1 protein-coding gene (only partly in view) is annotated in these 13720 nt (G+C 63.1%); it reads right to left on the minus strand.

What is annotated here, in order from left to right; translation table 11 throughout:
• Window positions 1–13720: the 3' portion of a non-ribosomal peptide synthase/polyketide synthase gene (locus ACP7BN_RS02920; RefSeq protein ID WP_426201471.1), read on the minus strand. Its footprint extends 4088 nt past the window's final position; 13720 of the gene's 17808 nt are visible here — the last part of the coding sequence; the start codon falls outside the window, past its right edge; it ends in the stop codon at window positions 1–3.

Consider the following 13720-nt stretch of genomic DNA (forward strand, 5'->3'; position numbering starts at 1 on the left):
TCAGGACAGCACTTCACCGGCCTTGTGCGTCAGCCCGTCGTGCCACCACGCCGCGAGGCTGAACACATTCGGTGCCTTGAGAATCGTGAAGTGGTTGCCCGGCCCGTACCACACCGCCAGATCGCTGACCTGCCGTTGCCAGCCATCGACCAGCGCCGCTTGCTCACTCTGATTGCCCTCGGCATCGAGTTTCGGGTCATCGACCAGCGCCAGCCGCACCGGCCCGCTGTAACTCAGGGTCGGCTGATACAGCGTGCGCAATGCCGTAGCGAAGGTGCGCACCGGACCATGCATCGCATCTGCGACCGCGCGTGGCGACAACACGCCAGCACGCACCATGCCTTCGTGCAGCAGGCGCATTTGCGTACTGTCGTCGGCATCGGCGAAGGTCTGCGGATCGATTCCCAAGGATTTGCCGCAGGACAATTGCAGGGTTTCGATCAAGCGCTGCAACGCCGCCGTGGTGGTGTGCGGTTTGCCCGTCACTTCGTTGCCATCCGGCGCCTCCGTGTCGATCAGGGTCAACGATGCCACCGGGCGCCCGGCCGCTTGCAACTGCGCGGCCATGGCATGCGCGACCCAGCCGCCGAACGAATGCCCGATCAAGTGCACGGCGCCTTCGGGGTAAACCTGCTCGATGGCGTGCAGATAAAACGCCGCAGCGGCCTCGACCCGGGTGTGCGGCACGCTGACGCCATCCAGACCACGCGGTTGCAAGCCGTGGATCGGCCACTCCGGCCCGAGTGCCTCGGTCAGCTGGATGAACCCGGTCACGCTGTCGCCCGCCCCCGGTATGCAGAAGATCGGCGCCTGGCCGGGTTGTCCGGTCTGAATGGTCAGCAGGGGTTGATAGGTCACGGGCGCAGGCACGCTCGCCGCCTCCATTGCGCGGCTGAGGGTTTCCCCCAGCATCTGGACATGCGGCGCTTGCATCATGCTTTTGTGATCGCCGGGCACATCGATGCACCGCAACAAATCAGCGGAGATCTTCTCGCCCCAATAACGCGTCGGGCTGGTTTCCAGCTGTCCTGGCATCAGCGACTGGGCGCGCAGCAGATGAATCGGCTGACTCGCCGGGCTGACCCGGTAATGCGCCAACGCCTGACCGTGCGCGGCTTCACGCTCGAAGTAGTGCCAGGCATCGGCTGGCGCGAGCGCGGCCAATTCTGGATCCGGCAACTGCTGCTCGCAGCAATGTGTGAACAACTCTGCGAAGTCCATGTGCGGCATTTGAGCTTCGAGCCGGGCCACCGCCGCTTGCTCATCGCCTCCCGACAATGACGCACGCGCCTGGCAATGTTGCAGCAACAGACGCTCGTGCAGATGGGCGCCGCTCCATTGCGCCTTGTTTTGACTGGCCGGGCGCGGCGCGTAAGTGTCGATCATGCCGACGAAAGCCACCGCTTGATCCAGCCCAAGCAATTGCTGGGCAATTTCATACGCCAACAACCCGCCGAACGACCACCCTGCCAGACGATACGGCCCCTGCGGCTGCACCGAACGAATGATCCCGACCATGCGCGCGGCCATGCATTCCAGCGTGCGCAGTTGCGGTTGACCGAGCGGCACGCCGGGCAACCCGTAGATCGGGAATTCGCCAGCGATGTGCATGCCCAGCGCCGGGAAATACACGTCCCGGCCGCTGAACTCATGCACCAGAAACAGCGGCGTACCTGTCGTTGCGGCGCGCACGATGACCAAGCCTTCCGGCTGCTCGACAACTGCGTCGCCCCGGCTGAGCAGCGTCGCCACCGACTCGATGCTCGGGTGCTGGAACAGCTCGGCCAGCGTCACTTGCAGACCCGCGCGCTGCATCAGATTGACCAGCCGAATCGCCAGCAACGAATGCCCGCCAAGTTCGAAGAAGTTGTCGTGGCGCCCGACCTGCTCGACACCCAACACCTCGGCCCAGATCTGCGCCAGCGCGGTTTCCACTGCGCCTCGCGGCGCTTCGTATGCACGGCTGATGACCGAAGCCTGATCCGGTGCCGGCAAGGCTTTGCGATCAACCTTGCCGTTCGGCGACAGCGGCAACGTGTCGAGCAGCACAAACGCGCCCGGTGTCATGTAATCCGGCAGGCGCTCCAAAACATGCGCACGCAGGGCTTCAATGCCCGGCGCTAACTCGCCATCGCGTACGCTGAAATACGCCACCAGCCGCTCGTCGCGTACCAGCACCACCGCTTCACGCACCGCCGGATGCTCGATCAGCCGCGCTTCGATTTCGCCCAGCTCCAAACGCAAGCCACGCAGCTTGACCTGGAAGTCATTGCGCCCGAGAAATTCGAGATTGCCATCGGCGCGATAACGCACCAGATCCCCGGTGCGATACAGCCGATCACCGGCCACGAACGGGCTGTCGATAAACCTTTCAGCCTGCATGTCCGGCAAGCCGAGATAACCGCGTGCCACGCCAACCCCGCCAATGTGCAACTGGCCGCTGACGCCCAGCGGCACCGGTCGATCATGCGCATCGAGGACATACAGCCGGGTGTTGCAGATGGCGCTGCCAATCGGCAATTCGCTCTCCGGTACCGGCATCTGTGGCTCCAGCGTCCACGCGGTGCTGTCGACCGTGGCCTCGGTCGGGCCGTAGACGTTGTGCAAACGCACCCACGGCAAGCGTTGGCGAACAGCTCGGGCCAGTGCGGCGGTAAGCTCGCCGCCGCCGCAGAACACGTCGCTGAGGCTGCTGCACTGACTGACGCCTTCCAGCTCGAGGAATTGTTGCAGCAGCGCCGGCACGAATTTGACCACGCTGATTTGCTGCTCGCGAATCACCTGCGCCAGATACGCCGGCTCGCGATGGCCGCCGGGACGCGCCAGCACCAGCCGTACACCCGCCGTCAGCGGCCAGAAGAATTCCCACACTGAACCGTCAAAACTGAACGGGGCTTTTTGCAGCAGCGCCGCATCCGCCGTCGGCGGGCAGATCTGCGAACCCCAATGCACCAGATTGCACAGACCACGGTGTTCGAGCATCACGCCCTTCGGCGTCCCGGTGGAGCCGGAGGTGTAGATCATGTAGGCCAGGTTCGAGGCACTGAGGCCCGATACGTGCGGGTTGGCTTCCGATTGATCAAGCCAGGTACAGCGGTCGAAATCGATCAGCGGCAGAGCGTTGTCTGCAAACAGATCCCGCGTCGGCGCATGCACCAGCACCGCGACCGGCGCGCTGTCCTGCAGCATGTAATGCAGGCGTTCCAGCGGATAATCCGGGTCCAGCGGCACATACGCGCCGCCGGCCTTGAGTATCCCCAGCAGCCCGATCACCAGTTCCAGACCGCGTTCGACGCAGATCGCCACCCGCGAATCGGGTTGCACGCCTTGTTCGCGCAGATGATGAGCGAGTCGGTTGGCCTGTTCGTTGAGTTCACGGTAAGTCAGGCATTGCTCGCCCGCCTGTAACGCAACCGCGTCCGGCTGGAGCCGCACCTGCGCTTCGAACAGCATCTGGATCGGCTGATCAATCGCGCAATCGACGGCCGTGGCGTTGAAATCTTCAAGCAGCAGCCGCCGCTCGTCCTGCCCCAACAAGCCCACCTGCTCGAGGATCGTTTGATCACTCGCGGCCATCGCCCGCAGCAACTGCTGGAAGTAACCGACAAAACGCTGAATCGTCGCTTCATCGAACAACGCCGTGGCGTAGTTCAGCGCGCCGCGAATGCCGTCCTGCGCCTCACCTAGACTCAGCGACAGATCGAATTTCACCGAATGACTTTGCGCCGCCACGCCTTCCAGCGTCAGCTCGCCCAAGGCCAGAGTCGGCCCGCCGCTGCTGTCCCAACTGAACAGGGTCTGAAACAGCGGACTGTGCGCCAGACTGCGCACCGGCCGGGTGATTTCCACCACTTGCTCGAACGGCAGATCCTGATGACTCTGCGCCTCCAGCGTGCGCGCCTTGACCTGCGCCAGCAGCGCCTCGACGCTGAGTTCGCCCGAGGTGTCGATGCGCAACGCGAGGGTGTTGACGAACATGCCGATCAACCCTTCGATCTCGGCGCGGTTGCGGTTGGCCACTGGCGAACCGATCACCACTTCGGACTGCCCGGCCAGGCGACTGAGCAGCATCGCCCAGGCGCTGAGCAGGGTCATGTACAAGGTTGCGCCGTGACGCTGCGACAGTGCTTTGAGTGCAGCGCTCAGTGGCTGGTCGAGGACAATTTCGACGCCGGCACCGCTGTAGTCATGCTGCGCCGGGCGCGGCCGGTCAAGGGGCAAGGTCAACACGCTCGGCGCACCGGCCAGGGTTCGTTGCCAGTAATCGCTCTGACGCTGCAACACTTCGCCGGTCAGCCAGCGCCGTTGCCACACGACGTAGTCGGTGTATTGCAAGGCCAGCGGCGGCAGCGGATCTTCCTCACCTCTGCTGAACGCCTGATACAACGCCATCAGTTCGCGGGTCAGCACGCCCATCGACCAGCCGTCGGCGATGATGTGATGCACAGTCAGCAGCAGCACATGGTGATCGTCGGCCAGGCGCACCAAACGTCCTCGGAACAAAGGGCCGTCCTGCAAATTGAAGGGCGCGCAGGCTTCGGTTTCGATCAGCGATTGCAGGGTTTGCTCGGCGTGCGGGTGCCCGCGCAGATCCTCGATGCGCAGCAGCCAGGCGCTGTCGAGCGGCGCGATCAGCACCTGCGCTTGATCGTTGAATGAAGTGAAACGGCTGCGCAGGGTTTCATGGCGGGCGACGATGCGCGACAACGCCTGTTGCAGCGCCACCTCATCGAGCTGACCACGCAAGCGCAGGCCAATCGGAATGTTGTAAGCGGTATTGCCGCCCTGCATTTGCGCGAGGAACCACAGCCGTTGCTGCGCGAACGACAGCGGCAACACTTCATCGCGTGACGCTGGCAGGATGTCCGGCAGCGTGGAGCGTGCGGCCCCGCTCAATACCTCGGCCACGGCCGCCAGTTCAGCGTTGGCGAACAGATCATTCAGCGTCAGCTCCACCCCGAGCTGCTGCCGCACCTGCGAAACCATGCGCATCGCCAGTAGCGAATGCCCACCGAGTTCGAAGAAGTTGTCGTGACGACCGACCTGCTCGACCTGCAGCACCTCGGCCCACAACCGTGCGAGGGTGTGTTCCAGCGCAGTGGCCGGGGCCTCGTAGCCACGGCTGAGCAACGCGTCCTGCGCCGGGATCGGCAAAGCTTTACGGTCGACTTTGCCATTGTTGGTCAGCGGCAAAACGTCGAGGCGCACCCAGGCCGACGGCACCATGTATTCCGGCAGTCGCGCTTGTAACTGAGCGCGTAGATCGGCGCTTTGCACGGTTGCATCGCTCAGGGTGAAATAAGCCACCAGACGCAGCGGTTCCTGGCCGTCCTGACGCGCCAGCACCACGGCTTCCTTGACCCCATTGCAGCTCAGCAGACGATTTTCGATTTCCCCCAGTTCAATGCGGAAACCACGGATTTTCACCTGATCATCGTTACGCCCGATGCACTCCAGTTGCCCGGCTGCATTCCAGCACGCGAGGTCGCCAGTGCGATAAAGCAATGCACCAGGTTTGTCGCTGAACGGGTCTTCCAGGAATTTCTCGGCAGTCAGATCCGCCCGGTTCAAATAGCCCAGCGCCACACCCTGACCGCCGATGTACAGCTCGCCGGTCACGCCCAGCGGCAACGGTTGCTGATGCGCGTCGAGTACATAGACCTGAGTGTTGGAAATCGGCCCGCCAATCGGCACGGTTTCGGCGTCATGCGCTACTTCGTGAACTTCGTATGTGGTGGCATACGTCGTGGTTTCAGTCGGGCCATAGCAATGCACGATGCGCAGTCCCGGCGCTTTGGCCAGCAGTGTGCGAAACGCCGCCGGATCGCCCCGTTCGCCACCGCACAACAGGATGCGCAAGCCCTTCAAGGCCTCGGGAATCAGTTGCACGTACTGGTTGAACAACGCCGTGGTGACGAACAGGATCGTCGCCCCGCTTGAGGCCAGCACTTCACCGAACGCGAGCGGATCGAGCAAGGTCGCATGGTCGATCACCACTACCTGAGCGCCATTGAGCAGCGCGCCCCAGACATCCATGGTGCTGGCGTCGAAGGCCGGGTTGGACGCGAACACCACACGATCCTGCGGATTGAAATCGGCATAACCGTTGTTGATCACCAACCGGCCAATCGCCCGATGCGGCACCATCACGCCCTTCGGCATGCCGGTGGAACCGGAGGTGTACATGATGTACGCCAGCGATTCACTCGATTGCGGCAGATCCGGGTTGTAGTCGGGTTGGCCGTCGAGCGTCAGCGTGTCCAGATCAATCCGCGTGACCGCGTAGTCGACCTCCATATGGCTGAACGTCAGCAAGGCCACTGCGTCACAGTCCCGCACCATGAACGCCTGGCGTTCGCTCGGCGCGTTGATGTCCAGTGGCACATAAGCCGCCGCGCACTTGCTGATCGCCAGTTGTGCGACCAGCAGATCCAGCGAGCGCGGCAGCAGCAGCGCCACATGCGCGCCGGGTTGCACGCCCTGCCCGATCAACTGATGCGCCAGCCGGTTGGCCTGCGCGTTGAGTTCGAAATAGCTCAGCTGTTGTTCGCCATGAACGGCAGCCACGGCGTGCGGATTGACCAGCACTTGCGCTTCGAACAACAGATGCACGCTCAGCGTTTGCGGATACTCCCGCGCAGTCGCGTTGAACTCGACCAGCAGCCGGTTGCGCTCGTGCTCCTCAATGATCGGCACTTGCTCCAGCACCGTCTGATCATTACTGACCATCGCCCGCAGCAAACGCTGGAAGTAACCGACGTAACGCTTGATCGTCGTCTCGTCGAACAGCGCGGTGGCGTATTCCAGCCAGCCACCGATTTTGTCCTTCGATTCGCCCAGCGTCAGGGTCAGGTCGAACTTGGCGACGTGTACCTGCCCGGCCAGCGCTTCCAGGGTCAGATCGCCTAGCACCAGATCAGTGCCAGTGGCGCTGTTCCAGCTCAGGCTGGTCTGGAACAAGGGGCTGTGCGCCAGACTGCGCGCCGGTTTCGCGACTTCCACCACTTGCTCGAATGGCAGATCCTGATGGGCCTGAGCCTCCAGCGTACGCGCCTTGACCCGCGCCAGCAGCGCCTCGCCCGTCAGTTCGCCCGACGTATCGATGCGCAATGCCAGGGTGTTGACGAACATGCCGATCAGGTCCTCGATCTCGGCCCGGCCACGGTTCGCCACTGGCGAGCCGATCACCACGTCGGACTGCCCCGACAAGCGACTCATCAGCAGTGCCCAGGCGCTCATCATGGTCATGTACAAAGTCACGCCATGACGTTGACTCAAGGCCCGAAGCCCGGCGCTCAGCTCGGCATCCAGCCAGATTTGTACGCCTGCGCCGCTGTAGTCCTGCAACGCGGGACGGGGACGATCAGTGGGCAACGTCAGCAGGGTCGGCGCACCGGACAGCGTCTGTTGCCAATATTCGCTCTGGCGCTGCAGCACTTCGCCGCTCAGCCAGCGTCGCTGCCATACGGCGTAGTCGGTGTATTGCAACGCCAGCGGCGGCAACGGATCGGGTTCGCCATGACTGAACGCGGCGTACAGCGCCATCAGCTCGCGGGTCAGTACGCCCATCGACCAGCCGTCGGCGATGATGTGATGCACCGTCAGCAGTAACACATGGTGATCATCGACCAGACGCACCAGTCGCCCGCGAATCAACCAGTCATATTGCAAATCGAAGGACGCAGAAGCCTCGTCTTCGATCAGTTTCTGCATGCGTTCTCGGGCCTTCGGCTCGCCGCGCAGATCGTCGACTTGCAGCAGGAATTGGCTGTCAACCGGCGCAATCTGCACCTGCGCTTCATCGTTGATAGTGGTGAAGCGACTGCGCAGGGTTTCGTGGCGGGCGACGATGCGCGCCAATGCCTGTTGCAGCGCGGCTTCGTCGAGCCGCCCACGCAGGCGTAGGCCCAGCGGAATGTTGTAGGCGGCGTTGCCGCCCTCCATCTGCGCCAGGAACCACAGACGTTGCTGCGCGAAGGACAGCGGCAGCACTTCATCGCGTTCGACCGGCAGAATCTGCGGCAGCGTAGAACGTCCGGCACGAGTCAGCGCTTCGGCCACGGCCGCCAGTTCGGGATTGGCGAACAGTTCGCTCAACGGCAACTCCACGCCCAGCCGTTGCCGCACCTGCGAGGCCATGCGCATGGCCAGCAGCGAGTGGCCGCCGAGTTCAAAGAAGTTGTCGTGACGGCTGACCTGATCCACCTGCAGCACCTCGGCCCAGGTTTGCGCCAAAGCGCCTTCAACGGCTCCTTGCGGTGCTGCGTACTCGCGGGTGAACAGTGCCGCCCGGTCCGGCATCGGCAACGCCTTGCGATCGACCTTGCCGTTGGCGGTCAGCGGCAGTGCGTCGAGTCTGACGAACGCCGCCGGCACCATGTATTCGGGCAATTGCGCCAACAGCTGCGCCCGCAGATCACTGACAACCAGTGGTTCGGATGGCGTCTGTTCGGTGAAGTACGCCACCAGTCGCGGCTGACCGGGTTCGTCTTCGCGCGCCAACAGCACGGCGTCCTGAATCCCGGCGAGCTGGTTGAGACGGGTTTCGATTTCACCCAGTTCGATGCGCACGCCACGAATTTTCACCTGATCATCATTGCGACCGAGGTATTCGAGGGTGCCGTCGACGCGCCATCGTGCGAGGTCGCCAGTGCGGTACATGCGGCCGTTGCTGAACGGATCTTTGAGGAAGCGTTCTGCGGTCAATTCAGGACGATGCAGATAGCCGCGGGCCACCCCCGCACCGCCGACATACAGCTCACCCGCCACACCCAGCGGCACCGGGCGCAGTTGCTCGTCCAGCAGATACACCGTGGCATTGCTCACCGGTTTGCCGATGTGCAACGTTTGTCCGGCGTGGATTCTGCCCGAGGTGGCCACCACCGTGGCCTCGGTCGGGCCGTAGTTGTTGATCACCTCAAATCGCTGAGTGCGGGTGAATTGACGCAGGCGATCGCCGCCGATCAGCAGCGTGCGCAAGGTCGGATGGTCAAGATTCTGGCTGAAGGCGTATTCGGCGACCGGGGTCGGCAGGAAGCTGACGTCGAGCGGTTGCGCGCGCCACCATTCGAGCAACGCGTCGATATCCTCGTTGCCATCGTGAGTCGGCGCCAGGTGCAGTGTCGCGCCGGAGCACAACGCGGGCCAGATTTCCCAGGCCGTGGCGTCGAAGCCAAACCCGGCGAGGCTGGAAGTCTGGCGGCCGGCGCGCAGGTCGAACGCAGCACAATGCCAATCGATCAGGTTCGAAAGCGTTTGATGCTCGACCATCACGCCTTTGGGCAGGCCGGTCGAACCCGAGGTGTAGATCACGTAGGCCAGGTGTTCGGCGGTCAGACCGGGCACTGTTGGGTTGTGCGTTGCAGCGTTGGGCCAGCTGCGGGTGTCGAGTTCAATCACCGGCACCTCCAGCGCCGGCAGTCGTTCGAGCAAATCGGTTTGCGTGAGCACCGCCACCGGTGCGCTGTCGCTCAACAGATAGTGCAGGCGCTCGGCGGGATGCGCCGGATCGACCGGCACATAACCGGCGCCAGCCTTGAGAATCGCCAGCAGCCCGACCAGCGTCTCCAGCCCGCGCCGGGCGACGATGGCTACTCGGTCGTCAGGCCGCACACCGAGATTGATCAGGTGATGGGCCAGTGCGTTGGCCTCGCGATTCAGTTCGGCATACGTCAGCTGTGCCCCAGCGAAAACTGCCGCAAGCGCCTCTGGCCGTGCAGTTGCCTGAGCCTCGAAGCGCTGCGCAATCGTCAGCCCGTGTGGATACTCTGCCGCCGTAGCATTGAAGCCGACCAGCACTTGCTCAAGTTCGGCGGCAGGCACAATCGACAACCGATCCAGCCCCGACTGCGGCGAATGTTCCAGCGCCTCCAGCAACTCGGCCAAGGCCTGATGCATATAAGCGCAAACCCGCCCGGCGTCGATCCCGGCACCGGCCAACGTCGTCAGGCTGAAACCTTCGCCGAGGTCATCAACGCTCAGGGTCAGGCGATAGTTGCTGTACTCCTCGGCCTGCAGCAATTGCATGCCGCGCCACGCCGTTTGCACCTCGTCGGATACCGCGCCCATCGGTGAGCTGTGGCGGTAATTGAGCAAACAGCTGAACAACGGCGTGCCCGGCGCCATCGCGCTGCAATGTTGCACCAGCGCCAGTTGCGCGTGTTCATGTTGCAGCAACTGGCTCAATCGTTGGTGGGTGTCCAGCGCCGCGCCTTTGGCACTGTGTGCGCCCAGATCGATGCGCAGCGGCAAGGTGTTGATGAATACGCCCATTGCGCGCTCCGCACCTTCGCCGCCCTGCAAACGCCCGAGCAACACGGTGCCGAACACCACGTCGTGGCGCCCGGAGAGTTGTCCCAGCACTTGCGCCCAAGCCAAGTGCATCAGGCTGGCGGCGCTGACGCCCAGTCGCCGGGACTGCGCGCGTATGCGCCGGCTCAGCGGATTTTCCAGCGCCAGATGCGCCTGTTGCGCCAGGCCCTCCTGCGCCGGGTTGTGCCCGTAAGGCAAAGTCGGTTCATCAACATCACCGAGCATCTCGCGGAAGAAGCTTTGGTGATCCTGTTCGCTCAGCCCCGAGCGCGTGCGCGCCACATAATTGCGGTACGGCACTGGCTCAGCCAGACGCTGCGCCTGACCCAGCAGCACGGCCTGCATCTCGTGACGCAACACCTCCAGCGCCACGTGATCCATGACCAGATGATGGAACAGCAGCAACGCCACCACACGCTGATTGGCCGGATCCGGCGCATGCACCACGCGCATCAAGGGTGCCTGGGTAACGGGCATGCGATAGTGCGCAGCGTCGAAACGGCTGCGCAGTTGGGCCATTGCGTCCCCGCCCGCTGCGTCAATCGTTTGTGCCTCACATTCCAGCGCCGCGTGGCGCCAGACCACTTGCACCGGTTCCTCCAGTCCTTCCCAGAACAGTGACGTGCGCAACACATCGTGGCGGTTGATCACCTCTTGCAGAGCTTGGGTGAAGGCCTGCAACCGCTGCTCATCGGCAAACGCGAATTGCGCCTGCAACACGTACGAATCGCCCTCGGTTGCCGACAGGTGATGGAACAGAATCCCCGCCTGCAACGGCGCCAACGGATAAATATCCTGCACGTTAGCCGCGCCACCCGGAATGCTGGCGACAATGCGTTCGATGGCTGGCTGATCCAGCGCAACCAGTGGCAACAGCTCAGGCGTGATCTGCGTGCAGCCTTCAGGAATAAGATTGGCCGGCACGTCGACTTCCTGCGCCCCACCAACGGCCGCCGCCAGCGCAGCCAGGGTCGGCTGGCCGAACAGCACGCGAATATCCGCTGATAACCCGGCACGCCGCATGCGCGCCACCAGATTGACCGCCAACAGGGAATGCCCGCCCAGTTCAAAAAAGTGGTCGTGGCGCCCTACTCGCTCGACTTTCAGCAGCTCTTCCCAGAGGCCGGCAATGGCGATTTCCACCTCGCCAATCGGCGCCGCATATTCACGGGTGCTGAGCGCCGACTGATCGGGTGCGGGCAATGCCTTGCGCTCGATTTTGCCGTTCGGACTCAGCGGCAATGCATCCAGATGCACGAACAGCGCCGGCAGCATGTAATCCGGCAGATGCCTGAGCAGATCAGCGCGCAGCACTTCGGTATCCAGCGGTGTGCCGACGTAATAGGCCACCAGACGCTGGTCGCCGGGCACGTCTTCACGGGCCATTACCACGCAATCCTGTACGCCTTCGATCTGGCTCAGACGCGCCTGAATTTCCCCGAGTTCGATGCGCAAGCCACGGATTTTTACTTGATCGTCATTGCGACCAAGGTATTGGATATTACCGTCCGCCAAATAGCGGCCGAGGTCACCTGTGCGGTAAATCCGTGCATCAGCGCTGAACGGATCCTGGAGAAAGCGTTCGGCAGTCAGCTCCGGACGATTCAGATAACCCCGCGCGACCTGTTCGCCGCCGATATACAACTCCCCAACCACGCCCAAAGGCACCGGTTGCTGCCACGCATCAAGGATGTACACGCGGGTGTTGCACAGCGGTTTGCCAATCGGCGGCGCGCTGTCCGCCAGAGGCGAATTCGGTTCCAGCGTCCACACGCTGCTGTCTACCGTCGCTTCAGTCGGGCCATACACGTTGTGCAGGCGCACCTGCGGCAGACGCTCGCGCACACTGCGCACCAGCGCCGCGCTCAGCTCGCCGCCACCGCAAACAATCTCGGTAAGGCTGCGACACTGGCCAACATCTTCCAGCTCAAGAAACTGCTGCAACAGCGCCGGGACGAATTGAATGACAGTGATCCGTTGCTCGACGATTACCCGCGCCAGCTCAGCCGGATCGCGATGCGCATCCGGGCTGGCCAGCACCAGACGCAAACCGGCCGTCAGTGGCCAGAACAGCTCCCAGACCGAGGCATCGAAACTGAACGGAGTTTTCTGCAACAGCGCCGCGTCGGCCACGGTTGGGCACAACTGGGCACTCCAGTGCAGCAGATTGGCCACACTGCGGTGCTCGACCATCACGCCTTTCGGGGTGCCGGTGGAACCCGAGGTGTAGATCACGTAAGCGAGGTTTGCCGCAGTCAGGCCGGGCACTTGCGGATTGCGCCCGGACTGGTTTTGCCAGGTGCAGCGATCGAGATCGATCAGGTTTGTCGCGCTCGCGCCGAGCAAGGAGCGCGTCGCGCCATGTACCAACACCGCGACCGGTGCGCTGTCCTCCAGCATGTAGGCCAGACGTTCCGGCGGATACACCGGATCCAGCGGCACATAAGCGCCGCCGGCCTTGAGAATGGCCAACAGACCAGCCACCAGATCCAGCGAGCGCTCGACGCAAATCGCCACCCGCGAATCCGGCCCGACACCGTGTTCGATCAAATGCTGCGCGAGGCGATTGGCCTGCTGATTCAGCTCGGCATAAGTCAACATCTGCTCGCCCGCAACCAGCGCCACCGCGTCTGGCGTACGCAATACCTGCGTCTCGAACAAGCCTTGAACGGTCTGCTCCAGATCAGACTCCATAGCGCTGGCATTGAAGTCGACCAGCAAGCGCTGGCGTTCTTCCTGCGCCACTATTTCCACTTGCTCGAGCAGCGCCTGATCATTGCCGACCATCGCCTGCACCAGGCGCTGGAAGTAACCGACAAACCGCACAACCGTCGCTTCATCGAACAGCGCCGTGGCAAATTCCAGTACACCGCGAATCTCGCCCTGCACCTCGCCCAGCGTCAGCGACAGATCGAACTTGGCAAAGTGACTCGGCTCGGCCACACCTTCCAGCGTCAAATCCCCCAGGGTCAGGCCGGAACCGTTGCCGCTGTCCCAACTGAACATGGTCTGGAACAACGGACTGTGCGCCAGACTGCGCGGCGGTCTGGTGATTTCCACCACTTGTTCGAACGGTAGATCCTGATGCGCCTGCGCCTCCAGCGTGAGCGTCTTGACCCGCGCCAACAGCGCTTCAACGCTGAGCTCGCCCGAAGTGTCGATGCGCAGCGCGAGGGTGTTGACGAACATGCCGATCAGGCCTTCGATTTCCGCGCGGCTGCGGTTGGCTACCGGCGAACCGATCACCACGTCGGACTGGCCGGACAGGCGACTGAGCAACACTGCCCAAGCGCTGATCAGCGCCATGTACAGGGTCACGCCGTGCCGCTGGCACAGCGCTTTAAGTCCAGCGGTGAGGCGCTCATCGAGCAGCACCTCAACGGTGCTGCCAGCGAATTCCTGCTGCGCC

Source organism: Pseudomonas sp. TWP3-1 (assembly GCF_049896625.1).
In the GTDB taxonomy this organism is placed as follows: Bacteria; Pseudomonadota; Gammaproteobacteria; order Pseudomonadales; family Pseudomonadaceae; genus Aquipseudomonas.